General features: G+C 59.6%; 20 protein-coding genes. 7 read left to right on the forward strand and 13 right to left on the reverse strand.

All coding sequences use genetic code 11. The annotated features are described in order from the left end of the window. Positions 1 to 4: 4 nt before the first annotated feature. From ROSMUCSMR3_RS05160 to ROSMUCSMR3_RS05185, 7 genes are all read right to left on the reverse strand, one after another. Entirely contained in the window at positions 5 to 2,005 is a 2,001-nt protein-coding gene (locus ROSMUCSMR3_RS05160) for an acetyl-CoA carboxylase biotin carboxylase subunit (protein ID WP_081506651.1), read from the reverse strand. Positions 2,006 to 2,165: 160 nt separating this feature from the next. Continuing rightward, a complete protein-coding gene (locus ROSMUCSMR3_RS05165; RefSeq protein WP_008280535.1) occupies positions 2,166 to 2,396 on the reverse strand; it encodes a hypothetical protein in 231 nt (76 codons plus the stop codon). A gap of 412 nt (positions 2,397 to 2,808) precedes the next feature. Next, a complete protein-coding gene (locus ROSMUCSMR3_RS05170) occupies positions 2,809 to 3,153 on the reverse strand; it encodes a hypothetical protein (RefSeq protein ID WP_037297538.1) in 345 nt (114 codons plus the stop codon). Positions 3,154 to 3,246: 93 nt separating this feature from the next. After that, positions 3,247 to 3,384 (reverse strand): hypothetical protein, encoded by a 138-nt coding sequence (locus ROSMUCSMR3_RS21430; protein WP_008280537.1) that lies wholly within the window; start codon positions 3,382 to 3,384, stop codon positions 3,247 to 3,249. A gap of 223 nt (positions 3,385 to 3,607) precedes the next feature. Continuing rightward, positions 3,608 to 4,009 carry a DUF6497 family protein gene (locus ROSMUCSMR3_RS05175; RefSeq protein ID WP_232279178.1) on the reverse strand — a complete coding sequence of 134 codons (402 nt, stop codon included), beginning with the start codon at positions 4,007 to 4,009 and terminating at the stop codon, positions 3,608 to 3,610. An 8-nt stretch (positions 4,010 to 4,017) separates the two neighbouring features. Then, entirely contained in the window at positions 4,018 to 4,356 is a 339-nt protein-coding gene (locus ROSMUCSMR3_RS05180) for a hypothetical protein (RefSeq protein WP_081506652.1), read from the reverse strand. Positions 4,357 to 4,397: 41 nt separating this feature from the next. Beyond that, positions 4,398 to 5,930, reverse strand: coding sequence for an acyl-CoA carboxylase subunit beta (locus ROSMUCSMR3_RS05185; RefSeq protein WP_008280540.1), 1,533 nt, complete (start codon positions 5,928 to 5,930; stop codon positions 4,398 to 4,400). A 169-nt stretch (positions 5,931 to 6,099) separates the two neighbouring features. Here ROSMUCSMR3_RS05185 and ROSMUCSMR3_RS05190 point away from each other — a divergent pair, with 169 nt between their 5' ends. The 7 genes from ROSMUCSMR3_RS05190 to ROSMUCSMR3_RS05220 all read left to right on the forward strand — a co-directional run bounded on the left by ROSMUCSMR3_RS05190 (position 6,100) and on the right by ROSMUCSMR3_RS05220 (position 14,189). Continuing rightward, the gene (locus ROSMUCSMR3_RS05190; protein ID WP_081506653.1) at positions 6,100 to 7,320 is read left to right on the forward strand and encodes a multidrug effflux MFS transporter; all 1,221 of its coding nucleotides are present in this window, start codon (positions 6,100 to 6,102) and stop codon (positions 7,318 to 7,320) included. 236 nt (positions 7,321 to 7,556) lie between these two features. Then, positions 7,557 to 8,111, forward strand: coding sequence for a L,D-transpeptidase (locus tag ROSMUCSMR3_RS05195; RefSeq protein ID WP_008280543.1), 555 nt, complete (start codon positions 7,557 to 7,559; stop codon positions 8,109 to 8,111). Between the two features lie 151 nt (positions 8,112 to 8,262). Beyond that, positions 8,263 to 8,469, forward strand: coding sequence for a cold-shock protein (locus tag ROSMUCSMR3_RS05200; RefSeq protein WP_008280544.1), 207 nt, complete (start codon positions 8,263 to 8,265; stop codon positions 8,467 to 8,469). Positions 8,470 to 8,628: 159 nt separating this feature from the next. Beyond that, positions 8,629 to 9,696 carry an AI-2E family transporter gene (locus tag ROSMUCSMR3_RS05205; protein ID WP_081506654.1) on the forward strand — a complete coding sequence of 356 codons (1,068 nt, stop codon included), beginning with the start codon at positions 8,629 to 8,631 and terminating at the stop codon, positions 9,694 to 9,696. Next, positions 9,693 to 10,370 (forward strand): DnaA ATPase domain-containing protein, encoded by a 678-nt coding sequence (locus tag ROSMUCSMR3_RS05210; RefSeq protein WP_198385580.1) that lies wholly within the window; start codon positions 9,693 to 9,695, stop codon positions 10,368 to 10,370. Before ROSMUCSMR3_RS05205 ends, ROSMUCSMR3_RS05210 begins: the two co-directional genes overlap by 4 nt. Before the next feature lie 49 nt (positions 10,371 to 10,419). Beyond that, positions 10,420 to 12,594, forward strand: a complete 2,175-nt coding sequence (locus ROSMUCSMR3_RS05215) for an RNA degradosome polyphosphate kinase (RefSeq protein WP_081506655.1) — start codon at positions 10,420 to 10,422, stop codon at positions 12,592 to 12,594. Between the two features lie 50 nt (positions 12,595 to 12,644). Further along, positions 12,645 to 14,189, forward strand: a complete 1,545-nt coding sequence (locus ROSMUCSMR3_RS05220) for a Ppx/GppA family phosphatase (protein ID WP_008280549.1) — start codon at positions 12,645 to 12,647, stop codon at positions 14,187 to 14,189. Between the two features lie 5 nt (positions 14,190 to 14,194). Here the strand turns inward: ROSMUCSMR3_RS05220 and ROSMUCSMR3_RS05225 are convergent, their stop codons facing one another. From ROSMUCSMR3_RS05225 to murD, 6 genes are read right to left on the reverse strand one after another with little or no spacing between them, the layout of a single operon-like run. Continuing rightward, the gene (locus ROSMUCSMR3_RS05225; RefSeq protein ID WP_081506656.1) at positions 14,195 to 14,557 is read right to left on the reverse strand and encodes a hypothetical protein; all 363 of its coding nucleotides are present in this window, start codon (positions 14,555 to 14,557) and stop codon (positions 14,195 to 14,197) included. A gap of 52 nt (positions 14,558 to 14,609) precedes the next feature. After that, a complete protein-coding gene (locus ROSMUCSMR3_RS05230) occupies positions 14,610 to 15,635 on the reverse strand; it encodes an endonuclease/exonuclease/phosphatase family protein (protein ID WP_008280551.1) in 1,026 nt (341 codons plus the stop codon). Further along, complete coding sequence (locus ROSMUCSMR3_RS05235) at positions 15,616 to 16,314, reverse strand: molecular chaperone DjiA (RefSeq protein WP_008280552.1); 699 nt, start codon at positions 16,312 to 16,314, stop codon at positions 15,616 to 15,618. The genes ROSMUCSMR3_RS05230 and ROSMUCSMR3_RS05235 overlap by 20 nt, the downstream gene beginning before the upstream one ends. Positions 16,315 to 16,359: 45 nt before the next feature. Continuing rightward, the gene (locus tag ROSMUCSMR3_RS05240; RefSeq protein ID WP_081506657.1) at positions 16,360 to 16,839 is read right to left on the reverse strand and encodes a GNAT family N-acetyltransferase; all 480 of its coding nucleotides are present in this window, start codon (positions 16,837 to 16,839) and stop codon (positions 16,360 to 16,362) included. Continuing rightward, complete coding sequence (locus ROSMUCSMR3_RS05245) at positions 16,836 to 17,447, reverse strand: VOC family protein (RefSeq protein ID WP_081506658.1); 612 nt, start codon at positions 17,445 to 17,447, stop codon at positions 16,836 to 16,838. The genes ROSMUCSMR3_RS05240 and ROSMUCSMR3_RS05245 overlap by 4 nt, the downstream gene beginning before the upstream one ends. Further along, positions 17,444 to 18,853 carry a UDP-N-acetylmuramoyl-L-alanine--D-glutamate ligase gene (gene murD / locus ROSMUCSMR3_RS05250; protein ID WP_081506659.1) on the reverse strand — a complete coding sequence of 470 codons (1,410 nt, stop codon included), beginning with the start codon at positions 18,851 to 18,853 and terminating at the stop codon, positions 17,444 to 17,446. Before murD ends, ROSMUCSMR3_RS05245 begins: the two co-directional genes overlap by 4 nt. Between the last annotated feature and the right edge of the window lie 85 nt (positions 18,854 to 18,938).

Consider the following 18,938-nt stretch of genomic DNA (forward strand, 5'->3'; position numbering starts at 1 on the left):
TCCCTCACTCGAACTCCATGATCACATCATCGACTGCAAGGCTGTCACCCGGCCCCGCATTCACCTTTGCCACCACGCCCTTACGCTCGGCGCGCAGGATGTTTTCCATCTTCATCGCCTCCACCGTGCAGAGTGCCTGCCCCTCCTGCACCTCTTCGCCCGCTGCCACATTGACCTTTACGATCAACCCCGGCATCGGACAGAGCAGCAGCTTGGACGTATCAGGTGGGAGTTTCTCGGGCATTAACGCCGCCAATTCCGCCTGACGCGGCGTGCGCACATGGACCTTGAGATCGGCGCCCCGCGTGCGGATGCGGAACCCGCCGCTGATTTTTCCGACCTTGAGCACCAGCGCCCGGCCATCCACATCAAGCCGCGCCAGTTGATCGCCGGGTGTCCAGTCGCTAGTGACGCGCAGGGTGTCACCATCTTCAAAGCGCACCGTCGCCCCCTCACGATCCGCCGCCACCACCACGGCAAAGCTCTTGCCCTGCAAGGACACAACCCAGTCTTCACCGACATGGCGTTCGTGATTGTCCATGCGCCCCGATACCCGCGTACGTCGGATTTCAGCCACCCGATGCATCGCCGCCGTGCTTGCCGCAATCGCGCGCAGCGCCTCTTCCGGCAGAGTTACGCCAGTGAAACCCTCGGGATACTCTTCGGCGATAAAGGCCGTGGTGATATCGCCGCTGACAAAGCGCGGATGATCCATCACGGCGCTCAGGAACGGCAGGTTATGCCCAATGCCCTCAACTTCAAAGCTGTCCAGAGCCACGCGCATGCCCTCGATCGCTTCGGCGCGGGTATGGCCCCAAGTGCACAGCTTGGCGATCATCGGATCGTAATACATGCTGATCTCGCCGCCCTCGAACACGCCCGTGTCATTGCGCACCACAGCACCGTCCATCGCCAGCTCCTCGGGCGGGCGATACCGGCTCAAACGACCGATGGATGGCAGAAACCCGCGATATGGGTCTTCGGCATAGAGACGGCTCTCCATCGCCCAGCCTGTCAGCTTTACATCCGCTTGTTTGAGGCTCAGCGCCTCGCCATGCGCAACCCGGATCATCTGTTCCACAAGATCGACGCCAGTGATCAATTCCGTCACAGGATGTTCAACCTGGAGGCGCGTGTTCATTTCGAGAAAGTAGAAATTCCTCTGTCCATCCACGATAAACTCCACCGTGCCTGCACTGGCGTAACCCACCGCCTGCGCGAGTGCCACGGCCTGCTCACCCATTGCGCGGCGTGTGGCCTCATCAAGAAACGGGCTCGGCGCTTCTTCGATCACCTTCTGGTTCCGGCGCTGAATGCTGCACTCGCGCTCGCCCAGATAGATGCCGTTACCGTGGGTATCGCGGAGCACCTGAATTTCAATATGGCGCGGTTGGGTGACGAATTTCTCAATGAAAATGCGATCATCACCAAAAGAACTCGCCGCCTCGTTCTTGGAACTTTGAAAGCCCTCGCGCGCTTCCTCGTCATTCCAAGCGATGCGCATCCCCTTACCGCCGCCGCCCGCAGAGGCCTTGATCATGACGGGATAGCCGATTTGATTTGAGATGGTCACCGCCTCTTCGGCATCGGCGATCAGGCCCATATAGCCGGGCACGGTGCTAACGCCTGCCTCTTGCGCGATTTTCTTCGAGGTGATTTTGTCCCCCATCGCCTCAATCGCCTTTACGGGAGGCCCGACAAAGGCCACGCCTGCCGCTTCCAGCGCCTGCGCGAATTTGGGGTTCTCGGACAAAAATCCATAGCCCGGATGCACCGCCTCTGCCCCGGTGGCCTTGATCGCGGCCATCACCTTGTCGATCACGATATAGCTCTCGGACGCAGGCGCCGGACCGATATGAACCGCCTCGTCGGCCATGCGCACATGCAGCGCGTTGCGATCCGCATCGGAATAGATCGCCACCGTCGCAATCCCCATCTTGCGCGCGGTCTTGATCACGCGACAGGCGATCTCGCCCCGGTTGGCAATCAATATCTTCTTGAACATCTTCCGTCCCTTCCTCTCTTATCGGCGCGGCCTTTAGGCGGCGCGCCGGATTTCTTCTGGCACAACAAGAAAACCACCGGCGCGAAACGCACCGGTGGTTTTAAATAACTGGTCTTGGATGGCTGGCAGACCGTTCGCAGAACGGTTCGGGCTCAGATCATCAGCAGCGGTTCGGATAGGCCTGACAAAAGACCACGTTGCCCGCGGCCCCAACTGCGGCACCGGTGATGACGCTGCCGCCAACCACCGCAGTTGTAAGAGCGCCCGCACCGCCACCGATAAGCGCCTGCTCTGGAACCGTGTCACCACAGGCCACCAAAGCGCCAAGCGCCAAAACACCAAGGGTCGGAGCAAGGCCACGCGGCAGGAGATGTGTTCGAAGTCTTTGCATATGGGATGTCCTCTTGTCAGATCGCATGAAAAATCCACGCCATAGAACGTCACCAAGCGGGCCGCGTCAAAGCGATTGCATCGTCTCCACACACCATCGGCGAACCCCCGCCCATCTGCGCCGGAAACCGCAAGTATCGAATGTTCAACAGAAAAAGAGGGCGATCCATGCACGCCCGTACAGGATCGCCCCCAGGGGGAAGGGCGGCAGGACCGACGCAATGTCAATACCTCTGGGGAAAGGACTCCCGCCACTAAGGTCACTCTGCCTGCATTCGATCCACAGGCCAAACACAGTCTCGCAGCGATACTCGCATGAGCAGAGCTTTGCCGATTTTCAATGCCTCTAGGCAGAACGCCGCGCATCCTGCAGCGCGGGGTCCTCGCCCTGGGGTGATGAGGGCGCGCTAGGGTCACACGAACACCTCGGGAAATGACTCGCGCGCAACATCTAGGTCCAAGACCAAGAGTGCCTCGTAACTTGTGGGATCAAAGGGGTCATCGACCGGCTTGACCTCGCGGCCCAAAAGCCAGCTTAACCGCCCGGCATCAAGATTGCCGCGCTCAAACGGCTCTTCGCCAAAACACTCCCAAATCGCGCGCACAAAAGCCGCGTCTGCCCGTTTATCAGCAGGCTTACGGTCGCGGTAACGCTCACGCGCAACCAAGGGAGTGGCCCCTTTGGCATTCGCGCGTCTGATTGTGAATTGAAAGTCCGTGCTTGGTAGACGACCAGGAAAACCGCGATGTTTCAACATGTTGCGCCCTCCGAACCAAAGAGGCGCCATGTGGTATATGGTCTTGTGGGCGGGACGGACCCTTGAGCCCGTCCCGCGCCTAGCCCAATGGGCTTACTTGTACTTGCCGGTCTGAACGGGCTCGGTTGTGATCGGCTCAACCACAACGAACTCTTCTTCGGCAGGCTGTGCGCATGCTGCGACAACGGCAATGAAACCGATTGCGAGAATGCTCTTAAGGCTCTTCGACATGTATTTCTCCTGTCTCTCGTAACTTCATGAAGAGACGCGCAAGGACACGTTGTCCCTGCCCGTCTCAAGGGCGAGGTAAAGGTCGCTTGGGTGCAACCTCGACGCAGCTTATCGGAAATTTCAGGATTTGAACATCTGTCATCACCAATCCCGTGCGGCTGTGTCCCCAAAGCCTCAGTACCTCCAAGGCGTTGATTTCGTGGCGCAAGATTTTGCGTTCTCATTAAAACATCTCCCAGATGCAGGCGCCTTCCTGCGGCCTGTAGGCCTCGAAGACCTGAGTGACATCAGGGTCGAAAACCCCGAATTCCGACGGTCGATCCGCCAATGAAATAACAACCTGTGCGGGCACAGGCCCGGTTACTGCCAATCGCGGCAAGGCGTAGCTCTCGCATAGCCAAACAAGATCGGCCAGCACCGTTTCCAACTCCGCCTCGCTGTCACCAACCCCAGCGAATCCTTCAGCCACAAAACGAAAGCGATAGGTCAGGCCCAGACCCGGACGGTCGGTCAGCACCTCCTGAACTTGCGCCGTCAGTCCCGAGGGTAGCGGCAGCGCCTCCTCCTGCGCTGCCGCCCCTTGGGCAAGAGCCAACCCGACGCTTAGCGCCACAGCATGTCTCACCCGTCTCCTCACAGCCGCGCCATCCAGCGCGCGCGATTCGCCGCATCCTCTAGCACACGGGCAATCAACGCCTCGCATGCGGCGCGATCAAACCGCCCGGCCACGGCCCCTCCAGCCCGCACCTGCATCACCGCCCCATCCCGGCACACCTGCACGGCTGGGGCAAAGCCGCGCAGCGATTGCAGCGACCGCCACAGATCTTGCCGCACCAAATGCGCCAGTCTCCGTCGCCCGGTCGTTCCCTCCAGAATGGTCTCCACCGCCAAATCGAAGCGCACAGGCAGTCTCCGCGTCACCGTCAGAGCGCCATCTTCGTCTTCGATCACATGCCAGCGGCTGCGCCCCATCCTGCCCTCCGTGCTTCATCTGGCCCCAATTCTCGCCCGTTTCAGAGCGGAATGTTATCGTGCTTTTTCCATGGGTTGCTCAGTTTCTTATTGCGCAGGGATGCAAAGGCACGGCTCACACGCATGCGTGTACTGCGCGGCTGGATCACCTCGTCGATAAAGCCACGCTCGGCGGCCACAAACGGGTTGGCAAAGCGGGCTTCGTAATCTTTGGTATGCGCCGCGATCCTTTCTGGCGATCCAAGGTCGGCCCGGTGAATGATCTCGGTGGCACCTTTTGCCCCCATGACCGCAATCTCTGCCGTTGGCCAAGCATAATTGAAATCACCGCGCAGATGCTTGGAGGCCATCACGTCATAGGCCCCACCATAGGCTTTGCGGGTGATGACAGTCACTTTCGGCACTGTCGCCTCGCCATAGGCAAACAGAAGTTTCGCGCCATGCTTGATTACACCGCCATATTCCTGCCCTGTCCCCGGCAGGAAACCGGGCACATCCACAAGTGTAAGTATCGGAATCTCAAAGGCATCGCAGAACCTGACAAAGCGCGCAGCCTTGCGGCTGCTGTCGATGTCGAGGCAACCGGCCAGCACCATGGGTTGGTTGGCCACGACACCCACGGTCTGCCCTTCAAGACGAATGAATCCGGTGATGATATTCTTGGCAAACTCGGCCTGAATCTCGTAAAAATCCGCCTCATCCGCAACCTTGAGGATCAATTCCTTCATGTCATAGGGCGTATTGGCGTTGTCGGGGATCAGCGTATCGAGGCTTTGCTCAACCCGGCCCGGTTCGTCGAAGAAGGGCCGCACCGGCGGCTTTTCCCGGTTGTTCAACGGCAGAAAATCCACAAGGCGCCGAACTTCAGCCAAGGCTTCTACATCGTTTTCAAAGGCTCCGTCGGCGACGCTCGACTTGCGTGTATGGGTCGATGCGCCCCCCAGCTCCTCGGCCGTAACCACCTCATTGGTGACGGTTTTGACCACATCAGGGCCAGTCACGAACATGTAGGAACTGTCGCGCACCATGAAAATGAAATCGGTCATAGCCGGGCTATAGACCGCGCCACCCGCGCAAGGGCCCATGATCAGACTGATCTGGGGAACCACACCGCTGGCCATGATGTTGCGTTGAAAAACCTCGGCATAGCCCGCAAGACTTGCAACACCTTCCTGAATCCGTGCGCCACCCGAATCGTTGATACCGATGACAGGCGCGCCGTTCTGCATCGCCATATCCATGATCTTGCAGATTTTTTCGGCATGAGTTTCCGACAAAGACCCACCGAACACGGTGAAATCCTGGGAAAAGACGTAAACCATCCGGCCATTGATCGTGCCCCACCCGGTGATGACACCATCGCCGTAGGGCCGCTCTTTCTCCATGCCGAAATCAGTGCAGCGATGCGCCTTGAACATGTCGAACTCTTCAAAACTGCCTTCGTCGAGCAGCAATTCGACCCGCTCGCGCGCTGTCAGCTTCCCCTTGGCGTGCTGGGCTTCGATACGGCGCTCACCACCGCCCTTCCGGGCTTCGGCGCGGCGATTTTCCAATTCCTGAAGGATGTCTTTCATGGCACTCCCCTTGCGATGTTGCGCGCAGCATAGAGTTTGTGAGGAGTGGCTCAAAGCAGAATCGGGCAAATTTGCAAATCATCGCAAAGCATAATTTGGAAATCTGTAAACTTGCGAATTTTCGCTCTGCCTCATGGACTTCCCCGCAGGTCACTCCTAGCCATGCCGCATGACCCGCGTTCAGACACCCAAGTATCTCGACCGCACCACCCCGCCGCATATCACGACACTGATCCTGTTGGCGGGGCTGTCGGCCCTCGCCATGAACATTTTCCTCCCCAGCCTGCCGGGGATGACCGCGTATTTCAACACCGAATACCGGCTGATCCAGTTGTCAGTGGCACTTTATCTTGGGGTCAATGCCGGGCTGCAACTGCTGATGGGGCCGATTTCGGATCGATGGGGGCGGCGACCGGTGATTCTCTGGGGTCTTGGCCTCTTTTTAGTCGCCACCTTGGGCTGCATCTTTGCTCCGAATATCACGGTGTTTCTGACCTTTCGCATGGTTCAGGCAAGCGTGGTGGTCGCCATGGTGCTATCTCGTGCCATCGTGCGCGATATGGTGCCCCAAGACCGCGCAGCATCGATGATCGGCTACGTCACCATGGGCATGGCGGTGGTACCGATGATCGGCCCGGCCTTTGGCGGGCTCTTGGACGAGGCTTTTGGCTGGCAAGCGAACTTCTGGGCACTTTTCGTTCTGGGGGCTGCGCTTTTCTTCGTCTGCTGGCGAGATTTGGGCGAGACAGCGCCGCTGTCGGGCCGAACCTTGATGCAGCAGTTCCGTGACTATCCAGCTCTTCTGACCTCGCGCCGGTTCTGGGGATATGCGTTAGCGGCGGGGCTGAGTTCAGGTGCATTCTTTGCCTATCTGGGCGGTGCGCCCTTTGTAGGAGACCGGGTGTTCGGGCTGCCCCCCTCTACGCTCGGTCTATTGTTCGGTGCTCCGGCGATTGGTTATTTCCTTGGCAATTTCGTCTCAGGGCGGTTTTCCACCCGAATTGGCATCAACCGCATGGTGCTTTGGGGCACACTGTTCAATGCAGGCGGCATAGCCCTCAATCTTATGCTGTTCCTTGTGGGCCTTGGCACACCGCTCACGTTCTTTGGGCTCATGACATTCATGGGGCTTGGAAATGGCATGGTCATCCCGAATGCTACTGCTGGTGCCCTTTCGATCCGTCCTGACCTCGCAGGCACAGCAAGCGGCCTGTCGGGCGCGCTGATGATCGGCATCGGGGCAGGTCTCTCGGCGCTCGCAGGAACGATGCTGACCCCCGGCAGTGGGGCCTTTGCCCTGCTGGGGCTGATGCTGTCGACGGCGCTAGCGGCGATTGCGACGATCCTCGCCGTGATCCGCCGCGAACGCAGACTGGGGCTATCAACATAACCTGGCCGGTCGCTGCGGCTCCCTGCAAGGCCCGTCGCCAATGCCCCAGCGTGATGGCTACGCGCCCATCTGTCGCCAGCTTTCACCTTCTCGTGCCACCCATCGGGACAGTGTTTAAGGCGTGTGCGCGACCCGAGTGCAACAGTTTTGGTTAGAACGCGGGGCTTCCGCGCGTTTTGATTTCTAACGCCGCTGCCACTCATCGTATAATCGAGGCATTATTTCAGGAGGTTCTGATGATCCATCGCCGCACATTCATGGCCACTGGCCTTGCCGTCTTGGGTACCGCATCCCTTGCCAATGCCTTTGAACTTGACCCGAGATTCCTGCCACAAGAGGTGGCGTTTGATCCCGTCTATCAACCCGGCCAGCTTATTGTGCTGCCGCGCGCGCATTTTCTTTATTTCGTGACAGAACCCGGTCGCGCGCGCCGCTACGGCGTAGGCGTGGGCAAGGCAGGGCTGGAATTCACCGGCACCGCCACCATCGCCGTCAAGAAACAATGGCCAACATGGCGCCCCACCGATGAGATGATTGAGCGTGATCCGCGCACCTATGGCCGCTTCAAGGGCAATGACTATGTTCAGCCCGGCGGTGCTGGCAATCCGCTAGGCTCTCGTGCGCTTTACTTGTTCCAGAATGGTCGTGACACCTATTACCGCATTCATGGAACCACGCAGCCATCGTCGATCGGTCAATCCGTCTCGAATGGCTGCATCCGAATGATCAACGAGCATGTGCAGGATCTATATGATCGCGTTCCAATCGGTACGGTCGTCACGGTTCTGTAATCTTGATTTTTGCACGGGGAAACTGCATATTTCCCCGTGCGACGCTACAACTATCGACCATCTGTCCTTTTCGGCTCAGTCACTCGATCTTGTATGACTTTGCCGGGTTGCCGCACTCCCGCGGGCAACAGTTACAGAAGGAATCAGTAAGATGGCGACTGGCACCGTGAAATGGTTCAATGCCACCAAAGGATATGGATTCATTGCGCCCGACGGCGGCGGCAAGGATGTCTTTGTACACATCAGCGCGGTTGAGCGCGCAGGCCTGACCGGCCTTGCCGACAACCAAAAGGTCAAGTTTGACATTGAGGCAGGCCGCGACGGCCGCGAGTCGGCATCCAATATCGTTCTCGCCTGAGCGACAGCAGCGACCGACAGAGAGTTATCTCTCCCACCACACATGTATCGCGCCCAACACGGCGCGATACACAGCATCCGGGGTTTTCGCCCTCCCTGCCTTTCCCCTTGAAACCTACCGCCCAAACCATGACATAGGGCGGGCATCAGGAGGCGAACCATGGCGCTCCCCGTCCGGGAACAAATGAAATACTGGGGCGCGGCTACGGCCGTGTTTTTTGTGCTGCTTTGGTTTCTGGGGGATGTGATCTTGCCCTTTGTCCTCGGCGGGGCAATTGCCTATTTCCTTGATCCAGTCGCAGATCGCCTCGAGCGAATGGGCCTCAGCCGTGCAGCGTCGGTCGTGGTCATCACGCTGATCGCCATTCTCGCGTTTGTGGTTATTGTTCTGCTGATCGTGCCAAGCCTCGTCAATCAGGCGGTGGCGCTGTTCAATGTGGCACCGGAACTGGCCCGCGATTTGCACGGCTTTCTCAGCACTCACTTTCCCGCCCTGTTCGAGCCCGACTCGGCGCTGAACAAGACCCTGCTGTCCTTGGGCGAAACCATTCGCGAACGCGGCGGGCAATTGCTGGAAACCTTGCTCAGCTCTGCGGCCTCTATGGTCAACATCTTGATCCTTTTGGTGATTGTTCCCGTTGTGGCCGTTTATCTTCTCTATGATTGGGATAATATGATCGCCGAGATTGACCATCTCTTGCCGCGCGACCATGCGCCGGTGATCCGCCGTCTTGCGGGGCAGATTGACAATACTCTGGCGAGCTTTATTCGCGGGATGGGAACGGTCTGCTTGATCTTAGGGACATATTACGCCGTTGCCCTGATGCTTGTCGGGCTGCAGTTCGGCCTTGTGGTGGGGGCGATTGCAGGCCTGATCACCTTTATTCCCTATGTCGGGTCTATCGTCGGCGGCGTGCTGGCAGTGGGTCTTGCCTTGTTCCAGTTCTGGGGGGATTGGGTCAGCGTTGGTCTGGTGGCTGCCGTCTTTGTATCGGGACAGGTGATCGAGGGGAATTTCCTGACACCCAAGCTGGTGGGGTCTTCGGTGGGCCTGCACCCAGTATGGCTCATATTCGCGCTCTCGGCCTTTGGTGCGCTGTTTGGCTTTGTCGGCATGCTGGTTGCTGTGCCGGTCGCGGCATCGCTTGGTGTCATTGCCCGCTTTGCTTTGGAACAATACCGCGACAGCCGTCTCTATCGCGGATTGGAAAGCATTGATCGCGAATGATGCCACGCCAACTCAGCTTTGACCTGCCGGTGCGCGCCGCACTGGGGCGTGAGGATTTCTTTGTGTCACCCGCGAATGCCGAAGCTGTGGCTATGATCGAAGGCTGGCAAGGTTGGCCCGGACGCAAACTTATTCTTGCCGGACCTTCGGGGGCGGGCAAGACCCATCTGGCGCATGTCTGGGCAGCCCTGTCCGGAGCTCAGATGATCGCCGCCAAGCACATAGCTCAGGCAGATATCCCGAACTTCGCTAGCCGCCCAATTGTGGTTGAGGATGCCGATCAGATAGCAGGGAATCGCCCCTCCGAAGAGGCGCTCTTCCATCTCCACAATCTCGTATTGGCCGAGGGGCATTCGCTGTTGCTGACAGCGAGGCAGCCACCGAACCTATGGCCGCTCGTATTGCCTGATCTGCAAAGCCGCATGCAGGGCACGATGCTTACCCAACTGCGCGCGCCAGATGATACGCTCTTGGCGGCCGTGCTGACCAAGCTCTTTGCCGACCGCCAGATTGCCCCCAGCCCGGACACGATCCCCTATCTCGCGCGGCGGATAGATCGCTCGTTTGACGCAGCACGCGAGGTGGTCGCGGCGCTCGATGCGGCAGCACTCGCGGAAGGCCGCGCAATCACCCGTGTACTCGCCTCGCAAGTGCTGGACAAATTGGCGCATTAACGCCACGCTACGTCACCGTTCCGTTACATGTCAGCGCCATAAGGCCCCCATGACCCAAGCAGATTTTCTCAAACATCCCACGCCCGAAGCTGTCGAATTGTCCGATCTGGACCTGCACGGCCCGGGGCGCTTTTTTAATCGTGAACTCAGTTGGCTAGGGTTCAATTGGCGGGTTCTTGAAGAAGCGCAAAACAGCCGCGTTCCCTTGTTGGAACGGCTGCGGTTTTTGTCGATTTCCGCCACCAATCTTGATGAATTCTACAATGTGCGCGTGGCCGGTCTAAGGGAGTTGGCGCAGGCGGGTAACACAACCCCAGCAGCGGATGGTTTATCGCCAGCAGAGCAGCTTGTGTTGATCAACGAAAACGCCCGCAGGCTGCTCGCATCTCAGCAGCAGACCTACGATACACTCCGCCGCGATTTGGAAGCAGAAAAGATTTCGATCCTCGATCACAGCTCCGTTGAGGAGGGAGATCAGGAGTATCTCGCCGATGTCTTTCTGAACAAGACCTTTCCGGTACTTTCACCCTTGGCGATTGACCCGGCGCATCCCTTCCCGTTCATCCCCAATCTCGGGTATAGTTTGGCGCTTCAACTTGAACGCAAGGCAGACAAACGCCCACTTCAAGCACTCTTGCCCATCCCGCAACAGATCGCCCGGTTCGTCCCCCTGCCCGCGCCCGAGGGCACGTATCGGTTTTTGCCCCTAGAAGAGCTGCTCTTGTTGCATCTTCACAGCCTTTTTCCCGGTTATCGCTACAAGAGCCACTGTGCCTTTCGCGTGTTGCGCGACAGCGATCTAGAAGTCGAGGAAGAGGCCGAAGACCTCGTGCGCGAGTTCGAGGTGGCGTTGAAGCGCCGCCGCCGTGGCGAAGTGGTCCGCATGAAGATTTCGGCCAATGCGCCCGAGGATCTGCGCCGCGTGATCATGCAGGAACTGCATGTCATCCCGGAAGAGGTGGTCGAGGTCGAGGGTATGATCGGACTGGCCGATCTCAAGGAACTGGTGCTCGACTCGCGCCCCGATCTTTTGTGGCCGCCCTTTACACCGCGAGTGCCCGAACGGGTGCAGGATCACGGCGGCGACATGTTCGCGGCGATCCGGCAAAAAGATATGCTGTTGCACCACCCCTACGAGACCTTTGACATGGTGGTGCGGTTCCTGACGCAGGCGGCGCACGATCCCGATGTTGTCGCGATCAAGCAAACGCTCTATCGCACCTCTCGCAACTCGCCCATTGTCGAGGCGCTCTGCGAGGCGGCGGAGGATGGCAAATCGGTCACCGCGCTTGTCGAACTCAAGGCACGGTTCGACGAAGCGGCGAACATCCGGCAATCCCGGCGGCTGGAACGTGCGGGGGCGCATGTGGTCTATGGGTTTATAGACCTCAAAACCCATGCCAAGATTTCCACCGTCGTGCGCCGCGAGGGCGACAATCTGGTAACCTATACCCATTACGGCACCGGCAATTATCACCCGATCACCGCACGCATTTACACCGATCTTAGCTTTTTCACCTGTGATACCAAACTGGGACGCGACGCGACCAAAGTGTTCAACTACCTCTCGGGCTATGCAGAGCCTGAGGGGCTTGAAAATCTTGCCATTTCGCCGAAATCGCTCAAACCGCGCCTGATGGAACTGATTGATCGCGAAGCAGAACATGCCCGCTCAGGCAAACCGGCTGCGATATGGGCCAAGATGAATTCGCTGATTGAGCCCGATATCATCGACGCGCTCTATGCCGCCTCTGAGGCGGGGGTCAAGATTGACCTCGTGGTGCGTGGCATCTGCGGGTTGCGCCCCGGAATCAAGGGATTGTCCAGCAACATCCGGGTAAAATCTATCATTGGTCGGTTCCTCGAACATTCTCGCATCGTCTGTTTTGGCAATGGCGCGGGACTGCCGTCGAAAAAGGCGCGTGTCTTCATCTCGTCAGCCGACTGGATGGGGCGTAATCTAAATCGCAGGGTGGAAACCCTGGTCGAGATCGAGAACCCGACCGTCAAAGCACAGATCGTCAGTCAGGTCATGGCCGCGAATATGGCGGATGTGGCGCAAAGCTGGGTCATGGCACCCGATGGCAGCTTTTCTCGTCCGCCAGCGATCGAGGGCACGTTTGCATTTAACTGCCATCGCTTCTTTATGGAAAACCCCTCTTTGTCGGGCCGGGGTTCTGCCGGGGCGTCAGATGTGCCCAAGCTGACGCACACGGATGATTGACCCACGCGCGCCTCTGTCGCATAGAGGGGGCGCGAAAGACTGGGACGGACATGGACGGCACCAACGATCCAAAAGAACCCGACGGCGGCCCATTTGGCCGCCCCCTGTTCGATAGCCCAACGGCGCGCGCGCTCAGCCGCGTGGGCGTAGTTGATGTGGGCTCGAACTCTGTGCGCCTTGTGGTCTTTGACGGTGCCGCCCGTAGCCCTGCCTATTTTTACAACGAAAAGATCATGTGCGCCCTTGGCGCAGGCATGTCTGAAAGCGGTCGGCTCAACCCAACGGGGCGCAAGCGCGCCCTAGAGGCGCTCAAGCGGTTCAAGATGCTGGCCGAGGGAATGGACACGGGACCCCTCGTTATTGTCGCCACCGCCGCCGTGCGCGAGGCCAGCGACGGCGCAGAGTTCTGCGCCGATGTCGAGCGGGAAACGGGCCTCAAACTCTGGGTCATCGACGGGCGCGAAGAGGCACGACTATCAGCGCAAGGCGTGCTCTTGGGGTGGCCCGGCTCTTACGGCCTTGTCTGCGACATCGGCGGTTCGTCCATGGAGCTTGCCGAAATCAATGGCGGCACCGTGGGCACTCGGGTGTCGGCACAGCTTGGCCCTCTCAAACTGCGCGACCTCAAGGGCGGCAAGAAAGAACGCCGTGCTTATATTCGCAAGACGCTGACCGCTATGCGCGCTGAACTGGGCGAGCAAAAGAATCGCCTCTTTCTGGTGGGCGGGTCGTGGCGGGCGATTGCCCGAATTGACATGGTGCGGCGCAAATACCCGCTGCATGTGCTGCATGAATACCGCATGACCCCGGCTGACGTGCGCGCGACGATAAAATACATTGAAAAGCTGGACCTCGAAACGCTCCGGGCGCAATCCGGCGTGTCTATGGCGCGGATCGAGCTAGTGCCGCAGGCGATCGAAGTTCTGGGAGAGTTGGTCAAGACCTTCAAGCCGCGTGACATCGCCGTATCGAGCTATGGTATCCGCGAGGGTCTGCTTTACGAGCAGATGCCGCAGATGCTGCGCGACCGTGACCCCCTGATCGAAGCCTGTCGGTTCGCCGAACAAAAGGATGCGCGCCTGCCCGGTTTTGGCAAGGTGATTTATCATTTTATCCTGCCGCTCTTTAAATCTGCCAAGCCCGAGCGCCGCCGCCTGATCCGCGCGGCCTGCCTCTTGCATGATGTCAGTTGGCGCGCCCATCCCGATTACCGGGCTGAAGTTTGTTTTGACAATGCCACGCGCGCCAATCTGGGCGGGCTCAAACACTCCGAGAGGGTGTATCTGGGCCTTGCCCTTTTGCACCGCTATTCAAACAAACGCGAAGGCAGCCGTTTTGCCGATTTAGACGGTCTGCTTACCGAAAAGGACCGTCACGAAGCCGAAGTTCTCGGCAAGGCCATGCGCTTTGCCGCGATGCTCTGGCTCAAGCGCAATGCCCAACTTGGGGAATTGCGGTGGTTTCCGCAAAAAAAGGTGCTGGAATTACGCCTATCTGCAGAGGCGGTGCCACTCTTTGGCGAAGTGGCGCAGGCGCGGTTTGCCTCGCTCGCCGCAACACTTTCGGCGCGCATCGTGATCAAAACGCCGAAATAGCGCGATCACAATTCGATTTCACCCTCTGGCGCGGGCGTATCCTGCACGTCCTGCGGTGATTTGCGACGCAGAAGTATATCGCCATTCGGCAGCACTTCGGGCGCATGAAAGGCGCTGAGGTCGCCGATTTCGCCCATCAGGTCGCGCAATGCAGGCCCCATTTCCTCAACAAACTGACGTAGAGCAGGCTCCATCTCTTGGGCGCGGTCACGAAGCCCCTCAAGTGCCGGTCCCATTTCCCGCTGTATTCCCTCGAAAAAAAGGCGCGCCCCCTCTTCCATCAGGGAACGCCCCTCTTCCTCTGCCGCGTCCTGCGCGGCAACAGGCGATACCACAAGCGCGGATATCAGACAGGCGGTTCGGATCATGTTTAACGGTCTAATAAAGATCATATAATCGCTCCGAGTGTCGAATTTAAGATCACAATTCGAGATCGAGACTGACAGGAAAATGATCCGACGCCATGAGCAGGGCATCGCGCAATTCTTTGTTGTCCCAACAAACCGGATCATCGAACGGATGCCAGATACGCCAGACCGGCCGGCGCGCCATGAGATCAGGCGAAATCAGGATATAATCCAGCAATGCCTGCATATACCGACGCTGGTCGCGCAAGTAGAACCTTGCCGAGGTATGGACCACCCCAAACCGCTGCAAAAGCGCGCCGCGCGCATGCGGATCATAGAGCGCGGCAGCTGCGTCTTGCCCTTCGCCCATGATAATCTCGACCGACGAGCGCCCGAAAAGATGCTCGTATTCATCAAGGCCCGGACCATCATTGAGATCCCCCAGCACAATCAGAGAGTCATCCGTTGCAAGATGGGCCTCGATCCTTTGACGCAGCCACACCGCCTGCGCCAATTGCTTGCGACGATTGGTGATCCCGATGCGGATCGCCTCATCGCGCCCCACGGCACCATGGGGGGCCTTGGATTTGAGATGCGCCCCGATCAGGCGGGTTACCCGACCCGAGATTGTGGTCAATTCCACCTCGAGCGGCGGTTTGGAAAACTCGACCCGATCCGCGCGATCGTCGATGTCTAGGTCAATCCGGAACACCCCGTCAAACCGCGGTGGCATATCCCCGCCCGCTGTCGTCGCACCTTGCGGATCATGCCGCGCAGTCAGCACGTCCGGATCATACAGCAGCGCCAGTTCTTGTTGGGTGTCATTGGCAAAGCCGATCAGCGCCCGCCGCGCCCGAAGCTGCATCAGTTTTGCAAAACTCTCCAACGCCTTGACGGTGCTGCGTCGGCCATTGTCATCCGGCGCCTCAACCACCAGCACCGCATCTGCATCCAGAGCGGTAAACACGATCCCGAGCGCGGCAAGCTGGTCGCGGCGTGTCACATTATAGCGCGCGGACCATTTGCCGTCGTCATGGGGTTGGCCCTGATCGTCAAAGAGCGCGTTGAACCATTCAACGTTATAGGTGGCGATCCGCATGAGTGCGGGCCTCGCTGATCTCTTCCCAAGCGCGGTTTATGTCCACCAAACGCCGCTCTGCAAGACGAACAGCCTCTGGTGGCACCCCGCGCGCCTGCATGCGATCGGGGTGGCTCTCTCGCACCAAATCCCGCCAGGCTTTGCGCACGTCTTCCATCGGCATGTCAGGGGTCACCCCCAGAACAGACCATGGGTCGGGCGTGGCATCTGGCACGAACCGCGTCCGCAGCGTGCGAAAAGACGACGCGGGCAGCGCAAAAATCTCGGCCACGCGCGCGAGGAATTCATCCTCTTTCGCGTGATAGACCCCGTCTGCCATGGCAATGTGAAAGAGCCCCTCCATCAGGTCACAGAGCGTTCCGGGCTGGCCTTCGAACATTCGAGCGATGCGACGGGCATAGTCCTCGAAACCGGCCACATCCTGCCGCGCGAGATTGAAGACGCGGGCCGCGTTTCCCTCATCCGCCTCAGCAATCTGGAACACCTCGCGAAACGCCGTGACCTCGTCGCGCGTCACCTGCCCGTCTGCCTTGGCCATCTTGGCCGAGAGTGCGATCACCGCGATGGTAAAGGCCACGCTGCGTTCTGGTGGCGTGCGAAGACGGTCGAAAACAGCACTCAGGCCCTCGCCATTGGCAAGGGCCGATAGGGCTTCGGAGATGCGGACCCAGATCGACATGGGCGTTACCCTAGACCCATTCACCGGCCCTGTCAGTGCAAACCGTCACAGGGTCTTTTGCAAAAGTACCAAATCCATCCAGCGGCCGAATTTCCGCCCCACTTCGGGCATACGCGCCACCTCTGCAAAACCGATAGCCCGGTGAAAGGCGATGGCGCTTACGTTCTCGCCGCTGACCCCTGCGACCAGCACATGCAGCCCTGCTGTGCGCGCCACGTCTTCCAGCCGCGTCATCAGTGCCCGCCCGACACCATGCCCACGTGCCTCGGGTGCCAGAATGACGGTATGCTCGGCGGTATGGGCATAGCCCGGCCCCGACCGGAACGCGCCATAGCTGGCAAAACCCAGCACCGCCCCCGCCTTTTCAACCACCTGAAACGCAGCGCCCCGACTGGCTATGTCAGCCGCCAATGTCTCGGGTGTCTTTTCCACGGTGGTAAAGGTGACTGAGGTGTCACGAATAAGCGGGTTCCAAAAGGCAAGGATGGCGGTAATGTCGCGCGGCTCTGCCTGTCTGAGGATCATCGCAGCACCCTCATACCATGGGAGGTTTCAATTTCGGCCCGCAGACCAGCGGCGCCCGGTTCGAACACCACGCGCGCATCCCGCACTTGCGCTCCTATCATGTCACGCAATGCCGCCGCCTCTGGATGTGAAACGACCAGCCGTCGCAACCGCGCGCCCGAGGGCGCAAGCCGGGTCGCCGGATGTGCAGCGCCCTGCCACTCGATCAACGCCGGAAAGAGATTGTCCATCGGGAGCACGCCAGTATCCGGCACCGCCATGCGCCACCGCAGATCACCCCGCGCCAGATCCACGGCCTGTCCCGCCCCGGGATATTGGATCAGCGCCGCCTCCAGATCCTCGACCGCGCAAATCCAGTTGTGAAGCCGCGGCGCGCCGCTGAAACGATCCAGATCGAACCAACGCGGATATGCTGGCGCAGGGGCGTCCGGATCAATCGCGATCACTTCAAGGTAGAGACCCTCCTCCAATCCCAACAAGAGGTTATGCGTGCCGAAATGCGCATGTTGGCCACCAGGCTGCAAGCGCAGCCCAAGCGCCGCCTCGACATGCGCGCGCCCCGCCTCAAGGCTCTCTGCTGCGACCGCCAGATGATCGAGCCGGATCATGCCCCTAGCCCAAGCTGCGCATGCACCTGCGCCATGAAATCCTCGCCGCGTTTTTCGAAATTGTCATATTGATCAAAGCTCGCCGCAGCCGGTGCCAAGAGCACCACATCCCCCGGCTCTGCATCGCGGACAGCGCGGGCGACCGCCTCGGACATCGTGGTGCATACCTCGGTATCGACAGCCCCCAACCCAATGGCGAACTGCGCCGCCTCGCGTCCGATCACATAGGCCCGGCGCACATGCGCAAGGCCGGGGGCCAGTCCGCCCAATCCGCCGTCTTTCTCGAGCCCGCCACAGATCCAACGGATATTGTCAAACGCCAAGAGCGCCTTGAGCGCGCTGTCGACATTGGTGGCCTTGCTGTCATTCACAAAGATGACGCCATCTTTTTCCGCAACCCGCTGGCTACGATGCGGCAGACCGGCATAGCTGTGGAATCCCGCCTCGATCACGCGGGGGGCCAGACCCAAGGTTCGACAGGCCGCATAGGCGGCGCAGGCATTCTGATGATTGTGCGATCCGGGCAGGCCCTTGACCTCACGCAGGTCGATCGACCCCACCTGACGCCCATGACGATATTCGCTGAGGAACCCCTTACGCGCAAACACCGACCATCCAAAACCGCTCAGCTTGCGATCCACCGAAATACGGATAACGCGGTCATCATTCGGCCCCTCGGCCATCTGCCCCGCCAGATAGCGCCCCTCGGCCTCATCGACGCCGATCACCGCCCGGTCCGGCCCTCCTTCGGCAAAAAGCCTGCGTTTGGCGGCAAAATAGCCCCCCAATCCGCCATGACGATCAAGATGGTCGGGCGAAAGATTGGTGAATACTGCCACATCTGGCGTCAGCGCCCGCGCCAGATCGGTCTGATAGCTGCTCAGTTCGAGCACCACAACGCCGCTGTCTTCGGGCGGATCAATGTCCAGCACCCCGCGCCCGATATTGCCCGCCAGTTGCGCCGCCCGTCCCGCCTCGGTCAACACATGGTGAATGAGGGCCGAAGTGGTGGATTTGCCGTTGCTTCCTGTGACGGCGATCACCTTGGGCGTCACGTCAAAGCCATCCCAATCGTCAGTGGCCAACGAGCGAAAAAAGAGCCCGATATCATTGTCTACCGGAACGCCCGCCTCTTGTGCTGCGGCAATGACACGGTTGGGAACGGGATAGAGATGCGGAATGCCGGGACTGACGATCAGCGCCGCCACCCCGTCAAACGCACCGGCACGCGCCAGATCGACGATGGCAAACCCCTCGGCAACGGCGGTGTCGCGCGCGGTTTCGCTATCGTCCCAAGCCAGCACCTCGGCATGGCCTGCGCGCAGCGCACGGGCCGCCGATAGGCCGGAACGTCCAAGCCCTAGCACCGCAACCTTGGCACCCGCATATCCTCTGACCGGAATCATCCTGCTCTCCCTTGGGGCCTTTGCCCCGCCGTCGCCTCTGGGCGCATATTTGCGCCGGGACCGGGGCAAGATGCAAGCGTTGGCC

Origin of the sequence: Roseovarius mucosus (assembly GCF_002080415.1) — a bacterium.
GTDB lineage: Bacteria > Pseudomonadota > Alphaproteobacteria > Rhodobacterales > Rhodobacteraceae > Roseovarius > Roseovarius mucosus_A.